The organism is Lysobacter rhizosphaerae, assembly GCF_054779795.1.
The window spans coordinates 239,391-263,129 of the sequence record NZ_BAAGXO010000007.1; the positions used below are offsets into that span (position 1 = coordinate 239,391).

At 64.1% G+C, this 23,739-nt stretch carries 28 protein-coding genes; 10 read left to right on the plus strand and 18 right to left on the minus strand.

What is annotated here, in order from left to right:
* The first annotated feature begins 260 nt into the window (after positions 1-260).
* A complete protein-coding gene (locus ACYVGE_RS10230; RefSeq protein WP_460729553.1) occupies positions 261-1,295 on the plus strand; it encodes an NAD(P)H-dependent flavin oxidoreductase in 1,035 nt (344 codons plus the stop codon).
* 142 nt (positions 1,296-1,437) lie between these two features.
* Positions 1,438-1,599 carry a hypothetical protein gene (locus tag ACYVGE_RS10235; RefSeq protein WP_460729555.1) on the plus strand — a complete coding sequence of 54 codons (162 nt, stop codon included), beginning with the start codon at positions 1,438-1,440 and terminating at the stop codon, positions 1,597-1,599.
* Between the two features lie 78 nt (positions 1,600-1,677).
* On the opposite strand, the gene ACYVGE_RS10240 is transcribed toward ACYVGE_RS10235, so the two are convergent.
* Positions 1,678-2,424: an oxygen-binding di-iron domain-containing protein gene (locus ACYVGE_RS10240; RefSeq protein WP_460729557.1), complete on the minus strand. Its 747-nt coding sequence runs from the start codon at positions 2,422-2,424 to the stop codon at positions 1,678-1,680.
* Positions 2,425-2,559: 135 nt separating this feature from the next.
* Between ACYVGE_RS10240 and ACYVGE_RS10245 the strand changes: the two genes are divergently transcribed.
* Positions 2,560-3,138: a TetR/AcrR family transcriptional regulator gene (locus ACYVGE_RS10245; protein WP_460729559.1), complete on the plus strand. Its 579-nt coding sequence runs from the start codon at positions 2,560-2,562 to the stop codon at positions 3,136-3,138.
* Between the two features lie 12 nt (positions 3,139-3,150).
* On the opposite strand, the gene ACYVGE_RS10250 is transcribed toward ACYVGE_RS10245, so the two are convergent.
* Both ACYVGE_RS10250 and ACYVGE_RS10255 read right to left on the minus strand, forming a co-directional pair.
* Complete coding sequence (locus ACYVGE_RS10250; RefSeq protein ID WP_460729561.1) at positions 3,151-3,957, minus strand: alpha/beta fold hydrolase; 807 nt, start codon at positions 3,955-3,957, stop codon at positions 3,151-3,153.
* A 56-nt stretch (positions 3,958-4,013) separates the two neighbouring features.
* Positions 4,014-5,024 (minus strand): diguanylate cyclase domain-containing protein, encoded by a 1,011-nt coding sequence (locus ACYVGE_RS10255; protein WP_460729563.1) that lies wholly within the window; start codon positions 5,022-5,024, stop codon positions 4,014-4,016.
* Between the two features lie 287 nt (positions 5,025-5,311).
* On the opposite strand from ACYVGE_RS10255, the gene ACYVGE_RS10260 reads away from it, so the two are divergent.
* Together ACYVGE_RS10260 and ACYVGE_RS10265 are read left to right on the plus strand one after the other, a co-directional pair.
* Positions 5,312-5,824, plus strand: coding sequence for a hypothetical protein (locus tag ACYVGE_RS10260; RefSeq protein ID WP_460729565.1), 513 nt, complete (start codon positions 5,312-5,314; stop codon positions 5,822-5,824).
* Between the two features lie 155 nt (positions 5,825-5,979).
* On the plus strand, positions 5,980-8,160 hold the full coding sequence (locus ACYVGE_RS10265) for a prolyl oligopeptidase family serine peptidase (protein WP_460729567.1): 2,181 nt from the start codon (positions 5,980-5,982) through the stop codon (positions 8,158-8,160).
* Positions 8,161-8,246: 86 nt separating this feature from the next.
* Here ACYVGE_RS10265 and ACYVGE_RS10270 read toward each other — a convergent pair whose 3' ends face one another.
* Positions 8,247-8,669: a PaaI family thioesterase gene (locus tag ACYVGE_RS10270; protein WP_460729569.1), complete on the minus strand. Its 423-nt coding sequence runs from the start codon at positions 8,667-8,669 to the stop codon at positions 8,247-8,249.
* Positions 8,670-8,918: 249 nt separating this feature from the next.
* Here ACYVGE_RS10270 and ACYVGE_RS10275 point away from each other — a divergent pair, with 249 nt between their 5' ends.
* Both ACYVGE_RS10275 and ACYVGE_RS10280 read left to right on the plus strand, forming a co-directional pair.
* Positions 8,919-9,656, plus strand: coding sequence for an MgtC/SapB family protein (locus ACYVGE_RS10275; protein WP_460729571.1), 738 nt, complete (start codon positions 8,919-8,921; stop codon positions 9,654-9,656).
* A 74-nt stretch (positions 9,657-9,730) separates the two neighbouring features.
* Positions 9,731-10,132 (plus strand): cupin domain-containing protein, encoded by a 402-nt coding sequence (locus tag ACYVGE_RS10280; protein ID WP_460729573.1) that lies wholly within the window; start codon positions 9,731-9,733, stop codon positions 10,130-10,132.
* Positions 10,133-10,284: 152 nt separating this feature from the next.
* Here ACYVGE_RS10280 and ACYVGE_RS10285 read toward each other — a convergent pair whose 3' ends face one another.
* From ACYVGE_RS10285 to ACYVGE_RS10305, 5 genes are all read right to left on the minus strand, one after another.
* Complete coding sequence (locus ACYVGE_RS10285; RefSeq protein ID WP_460729575.1) at positions 10,285-10,809, minus strand: flagellar basal body-associated protein FliL; 525 nt, start codon at positions 10,807-10,809, stop codon at positions 10,285-10,287.
* A gap of 139 nt (positions 10,810-10,948) precedes the next feature.
* The gene (locus ACYVGE_RS10290) at positions 10,949-11,347 is read right to left on the minus strand and encodes a hypothetical protein (protein WP_460729577.1); all 399 of its coding nucleotides are present in this window, start codon (positions 11,345-11,347) and stop codon (positions 10,949-10,951) included.
* 70 nt (positions 11,348-11,417) lie between these two features.
* Positions 11,418-11,894, minus strand: coding sequence for a hypothetical protein (locus ACYVGE_RS10295; RefSeq protein WP_460729579.1), 477 nt, complete (start codon positions 11,892-11,894; stop codon positions 11,418-11,420).
* Between the two features lie 145 nt (positions 11,895-12,039).
* Positions 12,040-12,528: a YbjN domain-containing protein gene (locus ACYVGE_RS10300; RefSeq protein ID WP_460729581.1), complete on the minus strand. Its 489-nt coding sequence runs from the start codon at positions 12,526-12,528 to the stop codon at positions 12,040-12,042.
* Between the two features lie 132 nt (positions 12,529-12,660).
* Positions 12,661-13,674 carry a cupin-like domain-containing protein gene (locus tag ACYVGE_RS10305; protein WP_460729583.1) on the minus strand — a complete coding sequence of 338 codons (1,014 nt, stop codon included), beginning with the start codon at positions 13,672-13,674 and terminating at the stop codon, positions 12,661-12,663.
* Between the two features lie 180 nt (positions 13,675-13,854).
* Here ACYVGE_RS10305 and ACYVGE_RS10310 point away from each other — a divergent pair, with 180 nt between their 5' ends.
* Entirely contained in the window at positions 13,855-14,163 is a 309-nt protein-coding gene (locus tag ACYVGE_RS10310; RefSeq protein WP_310054255.1) for a type II toxin-antitoxin system HicA family toxin, read from the plus strand.
* Positions 14,164-14,201: 38 nt separating this feature from the next.
* Here ACYVGE_RS10310 and ACYVGE_RS10315 read toward each other — a convergent pair whose 3' ends face one another.
* Entirely contained in the window at positions 14,202-14,981 is a 780-nt protein-coding gene (locus ACYVGE_RS10315) for an energy transducer TonB (RefSeq protein ID WP_460729586.1), read from the minus strand.
* Between the two features lie 173 nt (positions 14,982-15,154).
* Between ACYVGE_RS10315 and ACYVGE_RS10320 the strand changes: the two genes are divergently transcribed.
* Both ACYVGE_RS10320 and ACYVGE_RS10325 read left to right on the plus strand, forming a co-directional pair.
* On the plus strand, positions 15,155-15,370 hold the full coding sequence (locus ACYVGE_RS10320; RefSeq protein ID WP_460729588.1) for a hypothetical protein: 216 nt from the start codon (positions 15,155-15,157) through the stop codon (positions 15,368-15,370).
* Positions 15,371-15,447: 77 nt separating this feature from the next.
* Positions 15,448-15,639, plus strand: a complete 192-nt coding sequence (locus ACYVGE_RS10325; RefSeq protein WP_460729590.1) for a hypothetical protein — start codon at positions 15,448-15,450, stop codon at positions 15,637-15,639.
* Positions 15,640-15,687: 48 nt separating this feature from the next.
* Here ACYVGE_RS10325 and ACYVGE_RS10330 read toward each other — a convergent pair whose 3' ends face one another.
* From ACYVGE_RS10330 to ACYVGE_RS10365, 8 genes are all read right to left on the minus strand, one after another.
* Positions 15,688-16,512 carry a nucleotidyltransferase domain-containing protein gene (locus ACYVGE_RS10330; protein WP_460729592.1) on the minus strand — a complete coding sequence of 275 codons (825 nt, stop codon included), beginning with the start codon at positions 16,510-16,512 and terminating at the stop codon, positions 15,688-15,690.
* Positions 16,513-16,606: 94 nt separating this feature from the next.
* Complete coding sequence (locus ACYVGE_RS10335; RefSeq protein ID WP_460729595.1) at positions 16,607-16,837, minus strand: XAC0095 family protein; 231 nt, start codon at positions 16,835-16,837, stop codon at positions 16,607-16,609.
* 177 nt (positions 16,838-17,014) lie between these two features.
* A complete protein-coding gene (locus ACYVGE_RS10340) occupies positions 17,015-17,845 on the minus strand; it encodes a WYL domain-containing protein (protein ID WP_460729597.1) in 831 nt (276 codons plus the stop codon).
* 70 nt (positions 17,846-17,915) lie between these two features.
* On the minus strand, positions 17,916-18,431 hold the full coding sequence (locus ACYVGE_RS10345) for a nucleotidyl transferase AbiEii/AbiGii toxin family protein (protein WP_460729599.1): 516 nt from the start codon (positions 18,429-18,431) through the stop codon (positions 17,916-17,918).
* Entirely contained in the window at positions 18,428-19,111 is a 684-nt protein-coding gene (locus tag ACYVGE_RS10350; protein ID WP_460729601.1) for a hypothetical protein, read from the minus strand. Before ACYVGE_RS10350 ends, ACYVGE_RS10345 begins: the two co-directional genes overlap by 4 nt.
* A gap of 303 nt (positions 19,112-19,414) precedes the next feature.
* Positions 19,415-20,221: a TSCPD domain-containing protein gene (locus ACYVGE_RS10355; RefSeq protein WP_460729603.1), complete on the minus strand. Its 807-nt coding sequence runs from the start codon at positions 20,219-20,221 to the stop codon at positions 19,415-19,417.
* A gap of 183 nt (positions 20,222-20,404) precedes the next feature.
* Positions 20,405-20,938, minus strand: a complete 534-nt coding sequence (locus tag ACYVGE_RS10360) for a hypothetical protein (protein ID WP_460729605.1) — start codon at positions 20,936-20,938, stop codon at positions 20,405-20,407.
* A gap of 293 nt (positions 20,939-21,231) precedes the next feature.
* Entirely contained in the window at positions 21,232-23,385 is a 2,154-nt protein-coding gene (locus ACYVGE_RS10365) for an adenosylcobalamin-dependent ribonucleoside-diphosphate reductase (protein ID WP_460729607.1), read from the minus strand.
* Positions 23,386-23,739 lie beyond the last annotated feature (354 nt).

A 23,739-nucleotide genomic window follows, 5' to 3' on the forward strand; every position in this document is an offset into this window, starting at 1 on the left:
GGTTGAAGGGAACGGGGGCGGCTCCCGACGGCAACGCCGCCCCTGCCGAACTCCCCTGCTCCTACCGTGACCACGCCCGCCACCGGCGGCTTGAACACGCCATCACAAGCCCCCGCGGGCCATCACATTTCGATGACAGCCGCGCTACAAGGCCATGAATTCTTTGGGTTCCTGCCAGCCGGATCCGTATTCCCTGCCCGCTTTCGGCATCAGGCGGTCGCCGGTCGTAAGCTTGCACACCCGATCTACAGGGAGCCGCGATGAGCGCCATCACCTCGATGCTCGGTGTTGATTTGCCGCTCGTGCAGGCGCCCATGGCGGGCGTCCAGGACGAGGCACTGGCGCTCGCGGTGTCCGGGGCCGGGGGGCTCGGTTCCATGCCGTGCGCGCTGCTGAGTCCGGACCAGCTCCAGATCACGCTGCAGAAGTTCGCCGCGCATCCGCGGCCGATCAATCTCAACTTTTTCTGCCACGCCATGGCAGCGCCCGATCCCGTGGAAGCGCAGCGCTGGCAGCACACGCTCGCCCCGTATTACCAGGAGTTCGGCATCGAGCCCCCTGCGCCGTCACAGGCCGGCGCGCGTCTACCGATCGATGCGGCGACCGTGGATCTGCTCGCGCCGTTCCGCCCCCAGGTGGTCAGTTTCCATTTCGGTCTGCCGGAGGCGCCGCTGCTTGCGCGGATCAAGGCCTGGGGCGCGGTGGTATTGGCTTCGGCCACGACATTGGCCGAGGGTCTTTGGCTGCAGCGCCACGGTGTCGATGCCGTCATCGCCCAGGGCATCGAAGCCGGCGGCCACCGCGGGCACTTCCTCGCCGACGACCTGGTCGGGCAACCGTCGACGATCGAACTCGTTACCGCGTTGTGCCGCAACCTTACGGTGCCGGTGATCGCCGCCGGCGGCGTGGGAAGCCGAGCCGAAGTGCAAGCCCTGCTCGTGGCGGGCGCAGCCGCCGTCCAGGCCGGCTCGGCTTATCTGTTGTGTCCCGAAGCGACCACCACGGCGGTGCACCGGGCGGCGCTGCTGCAGTCCGGACGCGACACCGCGATCACCAATCTGTTCACCGGTCGACCTGCACGCGGCCTGGTCAATCGCCTCATGCGCGACCTGGGCGCGGTATCGGCCCTGCCCCCGGCATTTCCGTGGGCGGCGCAGGCGCTGGCGCCATTGCGCGCCACGGCGGAGGCACGCGGACTGGATGACTTCACCCCGCTGTGGTCAGGCACCCGGCCCGGCGGCTTTCCCGCGATGGCCGCGGCCGATGTGACCCGCCAACTGGCGGGGCTGGGCTGACGCGCCGCCATCGAGCGCCGATGACGCTGCTCCCGTAAGGCACCTGTACAACGCACCTGTACAAACGCGCCTGTATAACCGCGCTGTACGACCCGCCTGCTCAACACGCGGGCTTCTGCCGCCTCATCCATTGGAGATCGTCGTGAGCAAAGAGCTGCAAATCACGAACTCGCTGTTGTGGGCCTCCGCGATCGTTGCCTCCGCCGTGCTTCAGGCTCCGCACGCCTTGACCTTCCTGGTGCTTCCGTCCCTCGCTTTGGCGTCGTGGTTGTTTACTGCCACCCGCAACCGCTCGAAGGACTGACAAATATTCAAGCAAGCCGAAGCCGCTTCGCGGCCCGGCTTGATTCAGGCGATATCCCGGGCATCAGCGCCGTGACCGCTACGCCGCCTCCGCAGCAACTTCCCGCAGTTGCGCCCGACGATCGTAGTCATCCGCCAACGCGCGCAAAGCCGTGCCGCCGTCGCCTGAAAACGCGGGGCCGTGCATCAGCCCCAGCGTGCGCGGGGACAGTCCTGCGAGCGAGCGGATCGTCGTGCCCATGTTCGGATTGAGCGAGGAATAGCGGAACAGGTCTTCGGCAACGATGGCCGGGCCGACGATATCGCCGGATACCAGCGCCGGGCCGTCGCCCACCTGCGTGAACAGGTCGCCGCACAGCAGGGTGCCGGTCGACTCCTCGTACACCACGGCCGCTTCCCACGCGTGGGGCGTATGCGGCGTGTCGAGGTAGCGCACCCGCTTGCCGCCGCCCAGATCGATGACTTCGCCGTCCCGAAGCATGCGCGGCGCGCGGTCCGCCAGGTCGTTCAACGACACCGAGACGGCGGTTTCGCCGTGCGCCACCAGCGCGTGAGGCGCGATTGCGAGCCACTCGTTCATGGCTCCGCACTCATCGGCTTCCACATGCCCGAACGAGAGCCAGCGCAGTTTCTCCGGCGGCATGAGCCGGCCCACGGCTTCGCGCACCAGGGGAAACATCCGGCGCGGCCCGGTGTGGAACAGCAGCGGCTCGTCCCCGAGGATCAGGAACTGGTTGAAGGTGAAGCCGGCGGGCGCCGCCACTTCGGGCACGAAGGTCGACAGCCGGAAGATGCCATCAGCGATTTCATCGACGCGGGTATTCATGGGAGACCTGCCTTGGGGGAAGGGAGGGCGCCCGGCCGGAACTCGCCCGGACGCGCCCGAATATTGGGCGAACAGAACTGTGCTCCCAATATTACGGGCTGTCAATATGGATGCACACGCGTGTATAGTGAATACATGGCCCGTACCTACACCCTCAAACGGCGCGCGGAGCAGCAGGCGGAAACCCGGCAACGGATCGTCGAGGCGGCCGTGGCCCTGCATGGCGAGATCGGCCCCGCGTTCACCACATTCAGCCTGATCGCCGAGCGCGCCGGCGTGCAGCGCAACACCTTCTATTCGCATTTCCCGGACGAGCGCAGCCTGCTGCTGGCCTGCTCCGCGCGTTCCCTGGAGCGCGACCCGCTGCCCGACGCCGCCACATGGCGCGACATCGGCGACCGCGCCGAGCGCCTCACGGCTGGCCTCTCCGCGCTGTACGCCTGGTATGGCCGCAACGCCGACCTGGCCGGCTGCGTGCTGCGCGATGCCGAATCGCATCCGCTGGTGCGCGAGATCGTCGAACTGAGGTGGGGGCCGTTCCTGGCGGCGTACGACGAGGTGCTCGGCGGCGGCTTCGCCCCCGCACCGCGTGCGCTGTTGCGGCTCGCCCTCAGTTTCTTCGGTTGGCGCAGCCTCGTGCGCGACAGCGCGCTCGCGCCCGCCGACGCGGTGCGGACGCTGGTCGCGGCGATCACGGCCACGCCCCACGGGTGATCGATCCGGCTCTTATTCGCCGACCGCCTGTTCGCCTATCGCCGCGATGAAGTGCGATACCAGCTGCAGCATCCGCTCGGGCTGCTCGCGGTGGGGAACATGGCCACAAGCCTCGAGCACCACCCGCTGCGCCGGGCCCTGCACGCCGCGTGCGATGCGCTCGGGAAACGCCACCGAACCGAATTCGTCGCGGTCGCCATGGATCGCCAGCACGGGGCAGCGGACCTGCGGCAACCAACGGTCCAGGCTCCACGCGGCGAATGCCGGATCGAGCCACACCTGCGTCCACGCATCCAGCACCCACGCCGCCTTGTCGCCGTGCCATCGCGCGAGCCGCGCGAACTGTTCGTCGCGCGCGAACTGCGCCTTGGCGGCGACGATGCCATCCAGCGTGCGCTGTTCGACGAATGCCTGCGCCGACTCCGTCACCACGAACCGGCACCGGTCGCCCTGCGCCGCCGCGATCGCCAGCGCCATCGCACCACCCACGCTATGGCCGAACAACCCATAGGCCTCCAGTCCGAGCCCACGGCACAGCGCGGGAAAATGGAGGTCGGCCTCTTCCGCGATGAAATGGATCGATGGCCGTTCGCCGCGCGCGGAGGATCGGCCGAAGCCGAGCCTGTCGTACGCGATCACCGACCGGTCCAGGCGATGCACCAGCAGGGCCGGAAAGTCGCGCCATTGCTCCACGCTGCCGAGCGAGTCGTGCAGCAGCACGACCGGGAGCGACGATGCGTGCCCGCGTCCCCATCGGCGCACGAACACCTGCCCACCCGGGACTTCGACGAACAGATCTTCGACGTTGGTTTCGCTCATGCGGGAATGGGTGGCGTGGTGCGCGCGAGAGATATACCGACCAGCCCGCACACAGACTACGCGCCCGCCAGGGCAGCCTTCTTCGCCCGCTTGGTCGCGTACATGGCCTGGTCCGCCCGGTCGAGCAGGCTCGCCAGGTCTTCAGCATCGTCTGGATAGAGCGCCTGGCCGATGCTGGCGTCGAGCGGCAACGGCGTGTTCTCGAACGCGAAGCCTTCGCGCCTGATGGCTTCGGCGTAGCGCTGGACGCAAGTGGCCGCGACGTCGCGGCTTTCCACCTGCGACAGGATGACGGCGAACTCATCGCCCCCCACCCTGGCCACGGTGTCGACTGCACGTGCGCATTGGCGCAGGCGCGTGGCAAATGCCTGCAACGCCGCATCGCCCGCGCGGTGACCGAGGTTGTCGTTGATCTGCTTGAGGCCGTCCATGTCGAGGTTGAGCACGCCGAAGCGACGATTCTCGCGTCGGGCCTGTGCGAGGCACAGCTGCAACCGCTCGAAGAAGAGCGCGCGATTGGGCAGGCCCGTGAGCGCATCGTGCGTGGCCTGGATGAACAACTCGCTCGCGCCCAACCGGGTGGCATGGAACATCGCGGCGGCGATCAGTCCGGACATCAGCCCAAGCAGGTGCAGGTCGTCGTCATCGAACTTGTTGGGTCGGGAGGAAAGCACCTTGAGCACGCCGACCACGGTGTTGTGGTGATGCAACGGCACCACGATCATCGAGCGCAAGCCGATCTTGCGGCAGGCTTCGACATTCACCCTGGGATCGGTTTCGGAGTCCGTGCAGTTCAACGGCGCGCCGGCGGCGATGCACAAGCCGGACAGGCTGTTGTCGCGCGCAAGGCGCATCCCGAGGTGCGCGGTCGCCGAGCCGGTCGCCGCGCGATAGACCATGTCGGTCTCCTCGGCGAGCTCCACCACCGCGCCGTCCGCGCCGGTCAGGTGCTGGGTCCGTTCTGCCACCAGATCCATCACGCTGCCCAGGTCATGGCCGAGCTTGGCGATCTCGGTCTGGGTCCGGATCACTTCGAGCAAGCGTGGATTCGCGTCTACGGGCGGCATGTGTGTGTTCTGTTCGGGTCCTGTGCCGGCTGAATCCTTTCCGGGGACCCAACAAGCGGGACCACCACCTCGGCCATCGGAAAATACACCCGGCGTCAGTCAGGGGGAACGCCGGCGACCGGCAATGCCAGGTGGATGGCCGGAATCTCCCGGCACGCGCGTCAACGGCGCCTTCGCCCGAGCCCCCTCATTCTTCGCCTGAGCCCTCACTCCCTCCCCTCGCAACGCCGGCGCATCGCAAAGAGATCCCCATGCGCTCCATCCTCCGACCCGGACGAACCCACCCGATGCCAGTACGCCTTGCCCTGCTGCTCCTGTTCGCCAGCGTGGCCGCCGGCTGCGACACGGTCGGCAAGCAAGCGCGTGCGCCGGAGGCCGTGGCGCCGCCGGTCGAGATCGTCTTGCCGCCGCCGACCACCACGCGCGGCGAATTCACCATCGAAGCGGAGAAGCTCGACACCTGGAACGCGGTCGGTCAGATCGCGGTGCGCACGCTGGGCGTGGAGTACCAGGGCCGCGCGCAGATGCTCGACCTCTACGCCCTGCGCTACCGCGGAGAGGAGTTCCTGGTCCTCACGAAGGCATTGCCGGCGTCCGCGACGATCACGCGCTTGACGACGAAGGTCACCGCCACCTCATCGCGCGGCGCGCCGATCGACAGCGACGCGGTGGCGGAGTTCCTCGTCCTGCTGCAACGGGAGCTGCCGGCAGAAATCGAAAGCGTGCGTGCGCGGCAGGCCGCGGAGAAACGGGCCGCTGAGAAGAAGGCGAAGCACGGCAAGAAGAAAAAGAAGTCCTGAGCCGGAGCGAGTTGTTGTTCTCGGGCGGGATCCGCAGGCGGCGCAGCCGATGGCCGCGACGAGCACTGCCGCCGCCGCGGGCTGGCCGATCGCGCGCCCGCTGATCGTTGGGTATTCAAGCAACCCGCAGCCACTCTCCCGAGGAGTACACCACCATGCCCATGCTCACGCTGTTGCTTGCCGGCCAGCTGGCCGCCGCATCCGCCGTTCCGCCCCCGCCCGCTGCTCCGCCCTCGGTGCACGCGGCCAGCGAGACCCATTTCGGCATCACCCTGCAGGACCCCGACCGCTGGTTGGAAGACCTCAAGAGCAAGGATGCACAGGACTGGATCCGCGCCCAGGCGGATCGCACGCGTTCGGTCCTCGATGCGATCCCGGCCCGCGCCCAGGTGCTGGCCGACGTCGAGCGGCTCGAGAACACCACCGCCAGCAACGTCGACGCCGTCGTGCTGATGCGCGGCGAACGCCTGCTGATCCAGCGCCAGGACGCAGGACAGGACGTCGCCAAGCTGTACCTGCGCGAGGGCTGGGAAGGCAAGGATAGGCTGCTGTTGGATCCGGAAGACTGGCGCAAGCGCACTGGCAAGCCGCACGCCATGAACTACGCCGAGCCCTCGCCCGATGGTCGCCACGCCGTCGTCGGTCTGTCGGAATCGGGCTCCGAGATGGCCTCGGCCTACGTCATCGACCTGGCCACCGGCAAGGTCGTGGAGGGGCCGATCAGCCGCGTGCGTTTCGGCATTTCCTGGCTGCCCGATTCGAGCGCCTTCTTCTACAACCGCGAGAACGAAGTCGGCCCCGGCATGAACCAGGCCGAGCACCAGCTCAACAGCCAGGCCTACCTGCACACCCTGGGCCAGGACATCGCCCGCGACCGCCTCGTATTCGGTAACCGCTACGACGCGTCGCTGGGCATTGCACCGGGGCAGTTGCCCATCGTCATCGCCAGCGCCGAAAGCGACTGGCTGATCGGCATGCCCGCCTCGGTCGACAACCGGCTGACCCTGTTCGCCGCGCCGCGCTCCGAACTCGGCGGCGAGCGCATCCACTGGCGCAAGCTCGTGGGCAGCGACGAGCAGGCGCGCAGCTTCGTCATCCACGACAACGCGCTGTACCTGCTCACCGCGCGCAAACCCAACCGCGAGATCGAACGCTTCGCGCTGGCGGACGGCAAGCGCACGACCGTGGTCGCCGAAGGCGCGCTGCCGCTGGACGAGGTCTATTACAGTGGCAACGCGTTGTACTACACGGCCAAGACCGCCAGCGGCGTGGGCATGGAGCTCGACCGCCTGCCGTGGCAGGGCGGCAAGCCCAGCGTGGTCGCGCTGCCGGGGATGGACTCGGTGTTTCCCTACGCGGTGCAGGACAAGGTCGACGGGATCGTGGTTGGCGGCGTGGGCTGGGCGCACTTCGCCGACGTGATGCGCATCGACGGCGCAGGCCGCGTGCACGCCACCAACCTGCAGCCGCCACCGGCCGGCATGGACGCCAGTCAACTGGAAGCGACGATCGTGCAGGTGCCCAGCTACGACGGCGCGCTGGTGCCGCTGTCGATCGTGCATCGCCGCGACCTCAAGCGCGATGGCAACAATCCCACGTTCCTGCAGGGCTATGGCGCCTATGGCATCAGCACCAACCCGGCGCTGGTGCCGGCGCACTTCGCCTACTTCGATCGCGGCTTCGTGCGCGCGTTCTGCCACGTGCGCGGCGGCGGCGAGAAAGGAGAGGCCTGGTACCGCGCCGGCTTCCAGGCGACCAAGGCCAACACCTGGAAGGACTTCATCGCCTGCGCCGACTACCTGGTGCGCGAGAAGTACACCTCGCCCTCGCACCTGGGCATCTCCGGCGGCAGCGCCGGCGGCATCCTGATCGGTAACGCGCTGATCGAACGCCCCGACCTGTTCGGTGCAGTGATGCCGCAGGTGGGCGTGCTGGATTCGGTGGGCGCCGCGCTGCGCGATCCCAACGGGCCGGTGAACTGGCCCGAGTTCGGCGATCCCAACACCGAGGATGGCTTCAAGTCACTGGTCGGCATGAGCGCGTACCAGAAGGTGCACGACGGCACGCCGTTCCCCGCGGTGATGCTGTCGCACGGCTTCAACGATCCGCGCGTGGCGGTGTGGCACTCGGCGAAGATGGCGTCGCGGCTGCAACACGCCAGCAACAGCGGCAAACCGGTGCTGCTCAATATCGACTACGACTCCGGCCACGGCATCGGCTCGACGCAGAGCTCGGTCAACCGCGAGCGCGCCGACCTGATCAGCTTCATGCTCTGGCAGTTCGGAGTGGAAGGGTATGCGCCGGCGCCGGCGACGAATCGGCAGGCGGGAAAGTGACGTCGCGGCGTTCGCGCTTCAACACGTCTCCCGCATGACGCAATGAAGGCCCCGCAGGTGCGGGGCCTTTTGCTATCGGGACTCGCTCAATTAGTGGCCGGCAAGTTGATGATCGTGGCTTGCATCACTGCGATGATTTCCTGGCGCGAGCCCTGTTCGCCGATCACCTCGCCCTGGCAGACCGTCAGGGTCTTGCCCGCTTTCGTGACCTTGCCGACGGCCACGAACCGGTCGGCAACGGCGGGGCGGACGAAGTTGATCTTGAACTCGACGGTGAGTACGTCACAGCCTGCCGGCGCGACAGTCAAAGCGGCGTAGCCGCAGGCACTGTCCAGCACGCTGGTGATGGCTCCGGCATGGATGTAGCCGTGTTGCTGCGACAGCTCCGGGCGGGGCAGCAGCGCGATCCGCACTTCACCCGGGGCGACGTGAACCAGTTGCGCGCCCAAGGTCGTCATCAACCCCTGGGCGGAGAAACTGGTGGAGACGCGTTCGTGGAGATCGGGCACAGCGGTTCTCCGTGCTATATCCGGGATCGTAACTCCGCTGCGACAAGAACAATGCACCGGAATTCCGAGCCGCGCCGCCGCGCGTGGGAGATATGAACCCTAGGCGGTTCGCTCTGCCTGCAGCATGACGAGTACCCGGGTGCGCTGCGCTTACCCGGGGTACGCGGACTCCCATTTCTTCACCGAACACGCAGGTTCCACTCATTTCTGCTGATAATGAGCGAGCGCCCTGCGTCAGGGAGACTTCCGATGTTTTCCCAGTCTCTGTACCAGTATTGGGGAGGCGACATCCTCGCCGCCAACGCCTTCATTGGATTGAACATGGTGGGCGCCCTGCTGCTCGGGATGCTGGTCGGGTATGAGCGTTCCTATCAGGGCAGGGCGGCTGGGATGCGCACCTACGGATTGGTGTGCATGGCTTCGACGGCGTTGACCATATTCGTTGGCTTCGCGCCGCTGTGGTACGGCGGCATGAACGTACGTGCCACGGCCGACCCGACTCGCATCGTCCAGGGCATCGTCACCGGCATCGGCTTTCTGTGCGCCGGCGTCATCGTGAAGGATGGCCTGAGCATCAGGGGCCTTACGACCGCGGCATCCATCTGGGCGGTTTCTGCTGTTGGCATCCTGCTCGGCACGGGTTTTTACCCTGCCGCCCTTTTGCTGGCCCTGCTATGCGCCGCGTCCATGTCGTTCCTGCAAAAGATAGAAGCTCGGCTTCCAGGTCGAGCGTCGCTGGACATCACGGTCAAGTTCCGCGAGGGGCATCCACCCGATCTGGAAGAGGTTGTCCATAGAGGCGAAGTCCGGGGCTACCGCGTGCTCAAGGAGAGCCTGACCATTACTGTCAGCGACAAGCAAGCGGTATGGAGATTTGGAGTCGTAGCGCTTGAGCGGTCCCGCGCTTTGTCTCCAGCCCATATGGCGGAACAACTATCGAAAGACGAGAACATCCTGAGCTTCAGCATTACTCCTGTTCGCCATTAGCAAACGCAAGATCGCCCATGGGAGCCCCGCCGGCCTTACCTGGCTGGTGCTCCAGCCCTGTCAAGGAGACTCATGTGAAAGCGACTCGAATCATTGCGGTAACGACGCTGGTCGTCGCGAGCGGTTTGGCGGTGAACGCTGCGTCAGCCCAGCAGCAGGGAGTCAAACGCACCGAGCTGCAAAGGCATGACCTGAGCGCCCCCGGGCGCGAGATGATCCAGGTGCGCGTCGATCTTGACCCGGGAGTGACGTTCCCACTGCACTCGCATCCCGGCGAGGAGATCATCTATGTGCTCGAAGGCGAATGGGAGTATCAGGTCGAGGGCAAGGGAGCGATGAGGCTCAAAGCCGGCGAGGTCTTGTTCATCCCGGCTGGAGTGAAACACGGGGCGAAGAACGTCGGCAGTGGCAAAGGCTCGGAACTCGCGACGTATATCGTCGAAAAAGGGAAACCACTGGTAGTTCTGGCCAAGTGAGTGCACCAGCGCCCCGGTAACACGGGTGCTGTCGCCGGCCCGCTGGAGCGGGCCGGGCGCGGTCAACTGACGAATGAGGAAATCGACACCCATCGCGTCTACGCGATGGAGGCCAGCCAACCTCCGTCACTGGGATGGCTGTCCCTCGCGCCTCACTGCAAAGTGGCGCAGTCGCCGAACATCAATCGCTGTGCGTGCCGCGTCGCCGAGGCGAGCTCGCCGGCGGCGTCGTAATCCAGGCGCAGCAGCCAGTCGAACACGTCCTCCGGCCAGTCGTCGGGCAGCAATGACTTCGGCGCGCCCAGCGCCTTGGCCAGCTTCGGCAGGTGCTTGTGGGACCAGCACACCAGCGTGGTGGCGCCGTCGTAGCGCGCCTCCTCGCGCAGGCGTTGGGCCAGCTCCCGGGTCTGCTCTTCGCGCAGCTCGCTGTCGATCGGCAAGCCGAGCGCGGCCGCCAGCGGCTCCAGCGTCAGCACCGCGCGCCGGCTCTCCGCCTCATTGGCCTTGGCGATCAACCACGACGGCGGCGCGATCTGTTCCGAGTCGAGGGTGAGTGTCTGGAAGTAGGCGATGTAGGCATGCGCCCGCGCCTGTCCCGCGGGCGTCAGGCCGGTGTCATCGGGATCGTCGGACTTCTCGGCGTGGCGGATGACCAGCAGGGTGGCGGATTTCGGCATCGGGATCGATCCGTGTGGACGATCCATTCTTGCCGCGGGTGCGTGCTGATGGCGTCATGGCGAATGCGCAGAGCTTCGGGCCACGCTGACCGCATGCAAAAGGCCCGCGTAGCGGGCCTTGCACGCGGCTTCGCGGCGCCTACTTCGCCGACTTGGGCCAGGGCAGCTTGACGATGCGGCCATCGCGCCATTCGGCCAGCGTCGTGTTGTAGGGCGAGCTGAACATGTCATCGCCTGCGAGCAGCTTCTTGAACCATTGCTCGGTAACGTCGCGCGGGCGCTGGGCACAGGCGGTCTCGCCGGAGAAACGCTTGCCCGGTGCCAAGTCGTCGAACAGCGCCTCGGCGAAGTCGTGGTTGTTGAGCTGCTGCCCCTGTCCGGCGTCGCCGTCGAAGGGCTTCACCGCGATGTAGTAGTACTCGCCCGCTTCCGTATAACCCTTGTACCGGCACATCCAGGGCTCGCCGTCCGCGGCGGCGCACGGCAGCGCCGCGCATGCCGATACCATCGCCGTCAAAATCGCGAAACATGTCTTCACTGCCTGCCTCCTGAGTGGATTCTGGATAGGCCGCGGAGCCGCCTCGGGCAACGGGCGCGGGTGCACCTGGTCAGGGCTTCCTGCCCACATACGGATGACGCTCGCGGTATTCGCTCGAGCCGCACACGAAGTCCAGCACCATGCCCTCGACCGGCTCCTGCAAGGCATGGTCACCCCGCACTTGCTCCATCGCGAGCTTCTGGTCGTCCGGGACGTCGTCGCTGAAACCGTGGAAGTCGATGCTCTCCCCGATCTTGTCTCCATCCGAGCCGAACTGGACCGACCTGATTTCGCGGCTGCGTCGCCCGCTGCAGTCGAACTCCATCGTGTACAGCAGGGACATCTCCATATCCATGAAGTGCTTGCGTTCGAACACGTTGATCCGCACGTAGCCCTTGGGCCGGCTTTCCGAATCGACGTCGACGTAGTAGCCGTCGCGGTCGTGGTCGCCCCTGGAGGCGATCTGGTAATACGAGGCGGCAACAGCACCCTGCGGGCACGCAGCGACCAGCGCCGCTGCCAGCGCGGCGAACGAAAAACGCTTCATGATTTCCCCTGTAACGATTGATCCGGGCGCGCAACGGCCCGCGCGCCGAAATTGCGGCATGGCACAGGGGGTGTCAACGCCCTCGTCGGGGGGGGCGGCTCCCGGCTCAAGCCCGCCTTGCGCCGGTTGCCGGGTTGGTGCGCGCCTACTTCGTCGGGTTGGCGCTGTCGCGGTCGACGGCCTCGACGAAATCGCCCAGCACTTCCACCCACAGCTCGATCTGGCTGCGGATGTACGCCGCATGGTCGGTGTTCACGACCTCGAAGTCGTATTCGATGAACGGATCCATCGCATCGTCGAGATAGGCGCTGGCGTAGCGGTACTCCGAGTTGAACTCGTTGATGGCCTGCCAGGTCGTGCCGTGTTCCAGGTCGAGGGCCGTGGTGAAGCGGAGCGAGCCGCAGCGGTCGGCCTCGCAATCGTAGAAGTCGATGACGACGTCCACGTCGGCCATGATCGAGTCGATGCGGGGGCCGCCATCGCCGGCCTTGCCGATCTTCGCGCTGTAGCCGGCGTCCTGGAGGATCCTGGCCACTTCCGCCGCGGTGACGCCGCGGGCTGGTTGCGCGGCCGGCGCGGTCCAACTCGTCGCGACAAGGACAGCGAGGACAGCGGTGCGGATCTGCATCTTCATGGCGGGCCTGCACCGCAGCGGGCGGAATGCCTGCGCCCTTATGGAAGGAAAGTCGTAAAGGTCGCGTGAGTAGCGGAGCCGCCTTCGATAACAGGCAGCGAAGCCCCAACGGGTTGATGGAGCCAACCCAGCCTACGGTCCTTTCTTGTCCTTGCCCGCCAGCTGCCGCAGCTTTGCCGCGCGGTTGGCATCCAACGGGCCGAGCACGCCGCGCCGTTCCATGGGTATGTGTTCGGCGGGATCGGCGTCGTTGAACACATAGTGCTCCAGCATCGCTTTCCAGGCATCGCGTTCGGACTTCGGCAATGCCTTGTAGGCCAGGATCGCGTGCATCAGCGCTTCCAGCGCGGGTTCGGGCACGTGGCCCGCGTAGGCGCCTGGCCGCCACCAGTAATTGACCAGCGCGTTGAGCCGTTCCAGGGACTGGACGTGGTGCCACCACACCGGTGGCATGTAGATCGCGTCGCCGGGTTCCAGCTCCGCGACGAGCGCGTGGCGCAGCGCCTCCTCCAGTCGCGGATAGCGCGGATCGCCTGCCTCGTCGAGGCGGGGCAGGCTCATCGCGGCAACGGTGGGTGCGAAGTCGATGGGACCCACATAGAGATTCGCCACCTGCTCCGGCGGAAACAGCGTGAAGCGGCGGCGGCCGCAGACGACGACGGCGATGTTGTGCGAACTGTCGAAATGCGCGGGCGTGGTGACGGTGTTGCCGATCCACAGGCGCGGCTGCACGGACGGGTCGAGCAGCGGCATCGGATGCGCTTCGGCGAAGCCGGGGAGGCAGCCCTGGATCAGTGCGCTCTGCATCGCCAGGCCGGGCACGTTGTCGTGACGGCTATAGGCGGCCAGGCGCTGCAGCACGTCGGTCACCGACACCTTGAAGTGCCGGTAGTTGAATGCGTCCATCGTGGCGTTGTAGCCCACCACGCCGCGCACCTCGGGCGGCATGTGCAGCACATCGACCGGGCTGCCGTTGTCATGGGCGACCAGCGCCTGGGCGAAGGCGGTTTCGGATTCCCGTGCCTTCTGCACGATGGGCCAGTGCCGGCACACACCGCGCAGGACCTTGGGGCGCCCCCCTGCGGTCAGCGCGTCGAGGCTGATGGGTTGCCGGGTGAAGTCCAGCTCGTCGATCGCAGTGGGCATGGGCAGCGGAGCAACGGAGATGCGCGAACGATATCGCGAATGCGCGAGCGCATGGCAAAGGGGGCAGAGTGCACTTTCCCAAGTCGACTCTGCCCCCTGTTTTCACCCGGGATGGAGTAAGAAAAGGAGCCGGCGGGTTGCGTCGGTTCCCGGCACACCGCGAACGCGATCGGAGGGGCTATGAGCCATCATCACGGCGCATTGATTCGCACCATCTTCCACGACCCGGTCAGCGGCAATATCCATTGGCGTGAAGTGGAATCGTTGCTGCACCACCTGGGTGCGGAAGTCGAAACCTTGAGTGGCAATCGCATCCGCTTTCGCATCAAGCAGGTCGAGGCGGTCCTGCATCGCCCGCATCGAGGCAACGTCCTCGACCGCAATGCCGTACGCAGCCTACGCGGCTACCTGGCCAGTGCCGGCGTGACACCCTCGCTGTACGAGCAGCGCGGCGAAGAGTCCGACCAGAAAAGGGATGGGGGCAATTAGCCTCTCTTAATTAATGGAGCCAACCCGGCCTACGGTCCTTAGCGCCTTATCTGCGTCCCTACGACTTCAATGAAATCAGTGCAGCCGGTGTCGCCCACTGCGTTCGGGCGCGACTCATCCAGAGCGCATTCGAACTTGGGTTCGGCGCTGTTCCCACGCGGGAATGACGCGTTCCGGAAGATGATGGGAACAACGACCGAGATATCGCCGACTTGCGGCCCGAAATGCCAAGGCTTGCTCGCGCTGAGGACCGACTGCGTGAAGGACGGATGGCTGCTCGACACGACTGTGGTATCGCGTACGTGACCCCGTGCATCGATGTGCACCAGGAGCTCGACCGTTCCCGATGCACCGGCCCGCACCCGATCGGGCGGATAGATCGGTACCGACGCGCTACGAAAAGCAGGTCTGGTCGTAAGTCCTCGCAGCGAAATTTCGTACTCGTCCGCGTTGACAGGCACCAGCACCGCGCGTCCGTGGACCAGGGCATCAGCCACCACGGGGGCGCCGTCCTGCTTGGCCGGCGCGAACCTGGTTTCGGCGAGCCTTGCTTGGATCGCCTGCGCGAGCGCGCCCGTCGGCCCCGTCAATTCGCCGATAGTCGCGCGACCATCTGCGGCCACCGATATGTGCGCGGAAAAGGCCACGTAGCGTTCTTGCTCGTCACCCGCCGCGACTGTGGCCGATGCAAGCAGTGCCGCCACTACAGCAAACGCCTTCCACATGCCTACCTCTCCTTCGATCGCGCCCGCTGCGAGCCCGAGCGATGTTACGGCGCAGGGCCTTTGTTCGCAAAAAACGAACATCAAGTTCGTCATTTGCAGGCTAGTAGCGGCTGCGAAAGTCAGGTTAGCGTCAACCCATTGAGGAGTCTGGCAGCAATGACTGCAGCACGATCAACGCGTTCCAGAGCCTCACATTTACAAGATTCGCCGGGACTCGCTCGGCCCTACAACGCAGGGGGACTGCGTTAAACATAAGGAGATATTAGATGCGCGAGCTAACTTTCAATGAAATTGAAGCGGTTTCCGGCGCAGAAGTTACTAGAGGAGGCATCGTGGCAAGCGCGATCTCAGGCGCCGCCGTGGGTGGGGCGACTGGTGCTCTGGTTGGCGGCATTGGTGCGGGTCCCGGCGCTTTGGCAGGAGCAATCACTACTGTCGCTGGATACATGCTTTTCGAAACGATCAAAGACATGCTCGATTAATGATTTTGGTAGGGTCTACGCGCTTAACCAAGGTCACTCCCAAACGGGAGTGACCAACTAATTGAAGGAGGTAATAGATGAAATTTTTGGCAATGTTCCTGTTCCTGGCCGGCGGTTGCTTTATAACAATGGTCGTTCTTCGACAGTTCGCCGATTGGGGGCAAAGCCTCGCGGACATTGCCGGGACCTCTCTGATTTCTGGCGTTCTCGGCACAGTCCTTGTTCAGGCCTACTTGCGCTACATTCGGAAGGGTAAGAAAAACTCTTAGAATCTCATGGGTTACGAAAGGCACCCGGGTGCGCTGCGCTTATCCGGGCTACGCTGGCTGTAACGGACCGAGTGACCCGCTGGGTCCGGCTGCGTATTCCTTGATCGCACCATGAAACAGCGCATTGAGCTGATCGACAACCCGCGGGGAGCTGGATTTCTGCGGAACCTCGACGGGCTCCTTGTCCAACTCGGCCTCGATGAAATCGTTCAGCACCGGCACGGCCGGCGCCAAGCCAAGCTCGGGCGCGTGGCGCTTCTGTTCCAGCAGCTTGCGCACCGCTTCCAGCACGGTCGGCTCACCCTGCAGCAGCGTGAGCAGCTTCTCGAACTCGATAGGGGCGGCACCGCCGGTATTGGCCACCCAACGTGCCGCCAGCAGCGGCCGCAGGACGTAGAAGTATTTCTTCAGGCGCACGACCGGCTCGCGCAGATAGCCGCGATAGTTGGTCTTCGCCATGCTTCGATAGTGGTAGATGCCTTTCTCGGGCGCGTAGATATCCGATAGAACGCCCAGCGCGTCGGCCCGAAACGTACTCGGCTCCAGGTAAGTGATCGGCGACTGGATCCATTCGACAAACGCCGGATTGGATTTCCAGAACAGCCGCAGCGCCTTGCGCACATCCCAGCCATTCAAGTCGATGTCATCGACAATCGGATATTCGATGACATCCCGGCGTTCCTCCAGGTCCACGGCCTGGTACCACGCCGGTTCGCGCATGTAGACAAACCGGACGTCGTAATCGCTATTGGGCGAAGCAAAGCCCCACGCGCGGCTACCCGACTCGATGGCAAACAGAATGCGGACGCCGTGCTCGGCTTCCGCATTCTTCAAGCGACGGAGGATCTCCTCGCGCACTTCTTCCTGAATCATGAAATTACCCCGCCCTCTTTTTGGCACCGTACAACAGGGACGCTTCGCCTACCCCGGCCACGCTGGATGATAGCGAGCGCGATGAGCCGCGCGTTCAACCTCCCGGCCACCAGGCGACGCGGACGATATCGTCCAGGTCATCGGCCAGCCGCTGGAAGCAATCGGTCAGCGCCAGTGGCGACAGCCGCAGGTCCTGGTCGTCGGCGAAGTTGCGCGGTTCGCTCAGGCGGGCGAGCAGACGCAGGTGGTCGCGGGCTCGCTGCAAGGCGTGGTATTCCTCTTCGGGTAGCTGATACGCCATTGGGGCGGCTGGCCTTTTGCGCATCACGACTCCTTCAGCGGGCACGTCGCGCCGCAGATGACACCGCTGGGAGTTTGGACCTTCGCCACGGAAGTGCCACGGCCTATAGGCACGTAGCCAAACTTCTGATGACCGACGAGGCGCTCTGCTATGCCTTGACAGCTCGTAGTCCGGGTAAGGCCGCAGGCCAATAGGATGTCATCACCAGATCAGCATGCCTTTGCGCGCATGACACTCGGATCCATGCGGGGATTTGTGCTTACGCAACGCTAAGTCGTTGGTTTCGCGCTTGAACTTCCGCAAACAGTACGGACACTGAATCGTATACGTCTGCTTGAATGGGCTCCCAAATGGTGACTTTGGTGCCTTCTTCGGCTTCGTGATGGAGGACGCCCGCTGAATACCGCGGCTGGGCGCCCTATTCCGAAAATCACGCTGATCGCGCGGCCGATGCTCCCCCGCCTTCGAAAGCTCGATGGGAAACTGGGGCTCAAAGTCTTCATCGGTAACGCGAAGTGAAGTAATTCCGGTGTTGAGCAGCGTTCGAATTCCGGGCGCCGACGTGCGGCCTCCAGTGCGGTCCCAGCAGTAGAAGTACTCCTGGGCAACCCCCTTATCGTTTCGCTTGAATGCTAGCGCGTATGGCTCGACCTTTCGGGTCACTCCACTGTACGTCAGCTCAAGCAGCTTCCGATTGCCCCCGGCTTCTAGAATCGGAAAGCGCAACTCCGCTGGAAAAAAAGCATTATTGTGCGACGCACTTGTTCCAACAGGCTTGAATAGTTCTTCAAGGAATCCACGGAAGTGTGCGGCCGCGTCATCGAAATTGAAACGACTTGCTACCGGACATACGACATGCGTGCGCCACGCGTCCCGGAAACGTTCGAATGGAAGACCAAGGAGGATGCCTCGCGCCGAACTTGGGCTCGATGAGAAGATGGTTTTTTTGAGGAACGCGTTCAGCGCCTGCTGCCGATCCAGCCCAACTTCGTTCCGCACCAAATAGGTCAGCGCCATGTCGAAAAGGTCCATCACATGACGCCGTTGAAGTAGACACTTCATCTTGCCAGCGACGACTTCCTCTAGTGCGATGCAATGGATCTCAGCCTGGCAGGCTGATGAATCGGAATACGGATGGATCAGCGGGAGTCGCCTCGTTGGAAGGCGAGATCAAATCGAACTCCGCTACATCCATGTGGATGGCAATCGTCAGGACTTCTTCCACCTCGTAGAAGTCCTGGAAGTGCACGCGCGCCCTGTAAATGGTCCTAGCATCGGGAATCCGCGTCGGGCTTGGCTTGTCGACGGTGCTGCGACCCTCATCGAACTTGACTCCAGTTACTCCTTGAATGTCGTGGCAACAGCGTTTTAGAGATTCTTCAAACTTTGTTGCGTCGAGTGCGAAATTTGTCGAGAAGTCCAAGTCTGCCGAGAACCTTGCATCGCGGACGTACACCTTTCGCAGACAAGTTCCACCTTTGAGCACCAAAATTGAACCAAGGTACGGATCTTCGGAGATCGCCTTGAGCATCCAACCAAAGACATAATCGCGCTGCACATTGGCGACATGCACATCCATCGCCTGCGCGCAGTGATCAATCTCTTCGCGGGTAATCATTCCCGCGCTCCTGCGGCCGTAGAAGAATCACCGCCACCGCTCGCAGCAAGCCAATGCAGCTTGTCGAGGGCGAACGCGCGGAAGACGGCGGGGGCCATGTAGCTGTAGAACTCGTCACCGCGACGTTTAAGCACTCCCGCAACCATTAGACCGGAGATCAGGGCAATCGCGGCCTCCAGACATGTCGTAGCAGTGACGCTCGCCGCCACACCGATTGTTAGTGCAATGAACGCGCAGCTTCGGTAGAAGCCGAACCTGGACAAGAAGATCATCACCGTAGGTCCGGACTGCTTGTACTCCACGTAATCCTTACAAAGGTGGTAAGGATTCTGGATTTTGCCGGAAAGTGCTCCCAGGCAGTTTTGTGCAACAAAATCGCGAATCACCGCGTCGTCGCTCTTTAGATCGGAACTCACCCTGTTCCACGCGAAAATCTTGGAAAGAAAGTACCGATTAACGAAGTTTGCAAACGGCTCGATGAGCATCCCCAGGAGCGTGCAGGCGACGGCCAAGGCACTCAGCGACAGAGCGGCCGGCGCAGCTTTCAATGCACTAAATAGCGAGTCGTGGAAGCCAGTGATGCGTAGTGAAAGCAGCGCCGTGGCTGCAAGGATGGCCAGAAACCCCACCATGAAGAAGGTAAAGACATCCCACAGTGACAAGCGAATCTTCTCGACCATCCTGAACCCCTTTAACTGTTCTTCCGATCGTAGCCAGATTGTCAACGACGCCGGCTTTCGACCATACCCGTTGCCTTAGGCATGGAGACGAAATGGGCGTCGGTGGGGGCATTGCGTTGGGAACCGAACCCCGAGAGGGGACTTGGCGCCCTACTGGGTGTCGGGCGCCCTTTCATGATTTTTTCAGCCCACCACGCGGGAACAAATAGCGTCCGAGTGGGCTCGGGCTTTCACCTTCTCACCAAAAGTTTCGGCTTTCCACAGCGCTCACAGCGACCTGCCTTGCTCTTTCGCTCTAAGCGCTCACCCACACTTGCTATACCCACAATTCAAGCAAGTAGCGCACCCGTCCATGATCACCACGGCCTTGGTGCTGCACTTGTGGCACATGGTCGCGGACGGCGGGAAGGACGCGCCTTCGCCGGTGACTTCGATGACTTCTTCGGGGCGGTCGCTGCCCCCATCCCAGCCTTCCCCCGCTGGGGCGGGGGAAGGGGTGGTTACGTCAGGGTTTTTTTTTGAGCGGTCTTCGAAGGCCTTGCGCTTCTCGGCGATGAGGGCGCGGGTGGCGTCGCTCATCTCGGGGTCGTGCATCAGGCCGATCGACTTGAGGTGTTCCTCGACCACGGCGCCGATCTCGGCGACCAGGGAGGGCATGTACACGCCGCCGGCCTTGAAGTAGCCGCCCTTGGGGTCGAACACGGCCTTCATCTCGTCGACCAGGAAGGTGACGTCGCCGCCCTTGCGGAACACGGCGGACATGATGCGGGTCAGGGCCACGATCCACTGGAAGTGGTCCATGTTCTTGGAGTTGATGAACACCTCGAACGGGCGGCGCAGCTCGTGCTCCGTGCCGGGGTTCAGCACGATGTCGTTGATCGTCACGTACATGGCGTGTTCGACCAGCGGCGTCTTGATCTTGTAGGTGGAACCGATCAGCACTTCCGGGCGCTCGACGCGCTCGTGCATCTGGATGACGTCAGCCATCGGCTTGGCTTCGATCTCGGCGACGGCGCGCGAGACGGACTCGGCGCGGATCGCTTCCTTCGCCTTGTCGTCGGCGGAGACGACGCTGTAGCCCTTGATTTTCTTCGAGATCTTGACGGTCATCGCCTGGGTTCCTGGTGGTGCGTGGAGCGTGTTGTTTGAATTTGAAGCCGGTTCAGTGCGGTCACCGCGCCCGCGCGGGGCGCGGTGACCAATCGGGGCTTGCTGTTTTGGGTGGTGCTTGTTTGTTGCATCGCCCCAGGCAAGTGCCCGGGGACGATTGGCCCTTCAGTCTTTCAAGTGTTGCTACTTGCGTGCGGCCTTCTTAACGGCCTTCTTTACGGCAGCCTTGCGGACTGCCTTCTTTACCGCAGCCTTGCGGACTGCCTTCTTCACGGCCCTCTTCGCGGCGGCCTTCTTCACTGCGGTCTTGCGGACGGCCTTCTTCACTGCGCGCTTCGCGGCGGCCTTCTTCACGGCCTTCTTCACGGCGGTCTTGCGGGTCGCCTTCTTCGCGGCTTTCTTGGTGGCCTTCTTGGTGGCCTTCTTCGCTGCCTTCTTGCCGGCGACCTTGGCCTTCAGTGCGGTGGCTTCCTTCTTTGCCGCGGCCGATGCGGAGGCGAGCTTCTTCTTGGCCTTGGTGACGGCCTTGCTCGCCGCCTTGGTGGCCTTGCCTGCACTCTTCTTCACGGCCTTCGTCGCCGAGCTCGCGCGCTTCTTCACGGCCTTCACGGCGCCTTCGGCGGTGGTGGCGATCGCGGTGCCGACGTTGGTTGCGGTTTCCTTCACAGTTTCAGCGGCCTGCGACAAGGTCGCGGTCACTCCATTCCCGTTGCTCATGTGCCCTCCTCGCGGGCGTGTGTGCCTGGTTGGTTCTAATCGGGACAAATCAATCGGATGCGGTGTTGCGGCTTGATGCTATACCTGGGTGGAATCGAAAGCTTGGTGAAGTGGGGCGGTGGGGCTGAATCGATTTTCAGGTTGGGGTTTTCCTCGCGCCTTCGGCGCTCGGGCCCTCACCCCAACCCTCTCCCGCGAGCGGGAGAGGGAGATGAAACGCGCGGGCCCTCACCCCGGCCCTCTCACCCTTGGACACCCTTCGGGCGCCGCAAGCGGGAAAGGGAGAAGAGCGGTCAGAACTTGCCGTAATAGCCTTCCTTGAGCGCGTCGAACAGGTTGGCGGCGGTGTGCATCTCGCCGTCGTATTCGATCTGCTCGTTGCCCTTGACCTCGACCACGCTGCCGTCTTCGAGTTCGAAGCGGTAGGTGGTGTTCTCCAGGTCGGCTTCCTTCACCAGCACGCCCTGGAACGCGGCGGGGTTGAAGCGGAAGGTGGTGCAGCCCTTCAGGCCCTGCTCGTGGGCGTAGCGGTAGATGTCCTTGAAGTCCTCGTACGGGTAGTCCGTGGGGACGTTCGCGGTCTTGGAGATCGAGGAGTCCACCCACTTCTGCGCGGCGGCCTGGACGTCGACGTGCTCCTTCGGGGTGATGTCGTCGGCGGAGATGAAGTAGTCGGGCAGTCGAGCCTCGGCTTCCTCGCTGAACGGCATCGCCTTGGCGTTGACCAGCTCGCGGTAGGCGAGCAGTTCGAACGAGTAGACGTCGACCTTTTCCTTGGACTTCTTGCCTTCGCGGATCACGTTGCGGCTGTAGTGGTGCGCGAAGCTGGGCTCGATGCCGTTGGAGGCGTTGTTGGCCAGCGACAGCGAGATCGTGCCGGTCGGGGCGATCGAGCTGTGGTGGGTGAAGCGCGCGCCGACTTCGGCGAGCTCGTCCACCAGTTCCGGCGCGACCGAGGCGACGCGCTGCATGTAGCGGCTGTAGCGCGCGTGCAGGGTCTTGCCTTCGATTTCCTGGCCGATCTTCCAGCCGTCCTTCACCATTTCCGGGCGCTTGCGCAGCATCTCGGCGGTGACGTCGAAGCGCTCTTCCATGATCGGGGCGGCGCCCTTCTCCTTGGCGAGGGCCAGGCCCATTTCCCAGCCGGCCACGGCCATCTCGCGGGCGATGCGCTCGGTGAATTCGCAAGAATCCTTCGAGCCGTACTTCATCTGCAACATGGTCACGGTCGAACCCAGGCCGAGGAAGCCCATGCCGTGGCGGCGCTTGCGCATGATCTCGGCGCGCTGCTGTTCCAGCGGCAGGCCGTTCACTTCGACCACGTTGTCGAGCATGCGGGTGAACACGCGCACGACTTCCTTGTATTCCTCCCAGTCGAACGACGCTTCCGCGGTGAACGGCTGGCGCACGAACTTGGTCAGGTTGACCGAGCCCAGCAGGCAGGCGCCGTACGGCGGCAGCGGCTGCTCGCCGCAGGGATTGGTCGCGCGGATGGACTCGCACCACCAGTTGTTGTTCATCTCGTTGACGCGGTCGATCAGGATGAAGCCCGGCTCGGCGTAGTCGTACGTCGAGACCATGATCATGTCCCACAGATGACGGGCACGGATGTGGCCGTAGATCTTGCAGGCGACCAGGCCGTCGTCGCGGGTGATGTAGTTGCGGTGGGTCGGCCACTCGCGCCACACGACCTGCTCGGCGTTCTTGAGGTCGATGTCGCCGCGTTCCTTTTCGTTGACCGGGAACACCAGCGGCCAGTCGGCGTCGTTCTTGACCGCGTCCATGAAGCCGTCGGTGATCAGCAGCGACAGGTTGAACTGGCGCAGGCGGCCGTCTTCGCGCTTGGCGCGGATGAAGTCCTTCACGTCCGGATGCGACACGTCGAAGGTGCCCATCTGCGCGCCGCGGCGGCCACCGGCCGAGGACACGGTGAAACACATCTTGTCGTAGATATCCATGAAGGACATCGGACCCGAGGTGTACGCGCCGGCACCGGCGACGAACGCGCCGCGCGGACGCAGGGTCGAGAATTCGTAGCCGATGCCGCAGCCGGCCTTCAGCGTCAGGCCCGCTTCGTGGACCTTGTCGAGGATGCCGTCCATCGAGTCCTCGATGGTGCCGGACACGGTGCAGTTGATCGTCGAGGTCGCCGGCTTGTGCTCGAGCGCGCCGGCGTTGGACGTGATGCGGCCGGCCGGGATCGCCCCGCGGCGCAGCGCCCAGACGAAGCGGTCGTACCAGTAGGCCTGCTTCTCGGAATTCGGCTCGGCTTCGGCCAGGGCCTTGGCGACGCGCTGGTAGGTCGCGTCGATGTCCGCATCCACCGCCTCGCCCGACTTGGTCTTCAGCCGGTACTTCTTGTCCCAGATGTCCTGGGACGCGGGCTGCATCGGGATTTCCTGTTCGGCCATCTTCGTCTTGACCGCTTCGAGGCGTACGGTGCTCATGCCTGTCCTGTCTCCTGTGAATCGGGTGGCAGGTTCAGGCCGGCCGCCCATGCTGTTCTTATGATTGTGTGTTGCGTGTCACATTCACCGACGCCACCGACAGCGTGGCCCGCGTCGCTTTCTGACCACTCCGTTGGAGATGCCGATTGCGTCGCGTAGCCGTTGGTTTTGTTGGTCGTCCGGGCCCTTGCCGACCCGTTCCGCTCCCGCCGCAAGCCGCTCCCCCGCGCCTTGCGACCGTTGCCTTTACTACCCAGCTTACCCCTAAGCTTGGGCTCCTTCCGCCGACCAAACCACAAGATGTAGTGGCCGGACAGGAATCAAACCTAAACCTGCCCCCAAACCAAGTCAACC

Coding starts and splice junctions, on each gene's coding strand:
- ACYVGE_RS10230 (WP_460729553.1), top strand. CDS start 261: ATGAGCGCCATCACCTCGATGCTCGGTGTTGATTTGCCGCTCGTGCAG.
- ACYVGE_RS10240 (WP_460729557.1), bottom strand. CDS start 2,424: ATGAATACCCGCGTCGATGAAATCGCTGATGGCATCTTCCGGCTGTCG.
- ACYVGE_RS10245 (WP_460729559.1), top strand. CDS start 2,560: ATGGCCCGTACCTACACCCTCAAACGGCGCGCGGAGCAGCAGGCGGAA.
- ACYVGE_RS10250 (WP_460729561.1), bottom strand. CDS start 3,957: ATGAGCGAAACCAACGTCGAAGATCTGTTCGTCGAAGTCCCGGGTGGG.
- ACYVGE_RS10255 (WP_460729563.1), bottom strand. CDS start 5,024: ATGCCGCCCGTAGACGCGAATCCACGCTTGCTCGAAGTGATCCGGACC.
- ACYVGE_RS10260 (WP_460729565.1), top strand. CDS start 5,312: ATGCCAGTACGCCTTGCCCTGCTGCTCCTGTTCGCCAGCGTGGCCGCC.
- ACYVGE_RS10265 (WP_460729567.1), top strand. CDS start 5,980: ATGCCCATGCTCACGCTGTTGCTTGCCGGCCAGCTGGCCGCCGCATCC.
- ACYVGE_RS10275 (WP_460729571.1), top strand. CDS start 8,919: ATGTTTTCCCAGTCTCTGTACCAGTATTGGGGAGGCGACATCCTCGCC.
- ACYVGE_RS10285 (WP_460729575.1), bottom strand. CDS start 10,809: ATGCCGAAATCCGCCACCCTGCTGGTCATCCGCCACGCCGAGAAGTCC.
- ACYVGE_RS10295 (WP_460729579.1), bottom strand. CDS start 11,894: ATGAAGCGTTTTTCGTTCGCCGCGCTGGCAGCGGCGCTGGTCGCTGCG.
- ACYVGE_RS10300 (WP_460729581.1), bottom strand. CDS start 12,528: ATGAAGATGCAGATCCGCACCGCTGTCCTCGCTGTCCTTGTCGCGACG.
- ACYVGE_RS10305 (WP_460729583.1), bottom strand. CDS start 13,674: ATGCCCACTGCGATCGACGAGCTGGACTTCACCCGGCAACCCATCAGC.
- ACYVGE_RS10310 (WP_310054255.1), top strand. CDS start 13,855: ATGAGCCATCATCACGGCGCATTGATTCGCACCATCTTCCACGACCCG.
- ACYVGE_RS10315 (WP_460729586.1), bottom strand. CDS start 14,981: ATGACGAACTTGATGTTCGTTTTTTGCGAACAAAGGCCCTGCGCCGTA.
- ACYVGE_RS10320 (WP_460729588.1), top strand. CDS start 15,155: ATGCGCGAGCTAACTTTCAATGAAATTGAAGCGGTTTCCGGCGCAGAA.
- ACYVGE_RS10325 (WP_460729590.1), top strand. CDS start 15,448: ATGAAATTTTTGGCAATGTTCCTGTTCCTGGCCGGCGGTTGCTTTATA.
- ACYVGE_RS10330 (WP_460729592.1), bottom strand. CDS start 16,512: ATGATTCAGGAAGAAGTGCGCGAGGAGATCCTCCGTCGCTTGAAGAAT.
- ACYVGE_RS10335 (WP_460729595.1), bottom strand. CDS start 16,837: ATGCGCAAAAGGCCAGCCGCCCCAATGGCGTATCAGCTACCCGAAGAG.
- ACYVGE_RS10340 (WP_460729597.1), bottom strand. CDS start 17,845: ATGGACCTTTTCGACATGGCGCTGACCTATTTGGTGCGGAACGAAGTT.
- ACYVGE_RS10345 (WP_460729599.1), bottom strand. CDS start 18,431: ATGATTACCCGCGAAGAGATTGATCACTGCGCGCAGGCGATGGATGTG.
- ACYVGE_RS10350 (WP_460729601.1), bottom strand. CDS start 19,111: ATGGTCGAGAAGATTCGCTTGTCACTGTGGGATGTCTTTACCTTCTTC.
- ACYVGE_RS10355 (WP_460729603.1), bottom strand. CDS start 20,221: ATGACCGTCAAGATCTCGAAGAAAATCAAGGGCTACAGCGTCGTCTCC.
- ACYVGE_RS10360 (WP_460729605.1), bottom strand. CDS start 20,938: ATGAGCAACGGGAATGGAGTGACCGCGACCTTGTCGCAGGCCGCTGAA.
- ACYVGE_RS10365 (WP_460729607.1), bottom strand. CDS start 23,385: ATGAGCACCGTACGCCTCGAAGCGGTCAAGACGAAGATGGCCGAACAG.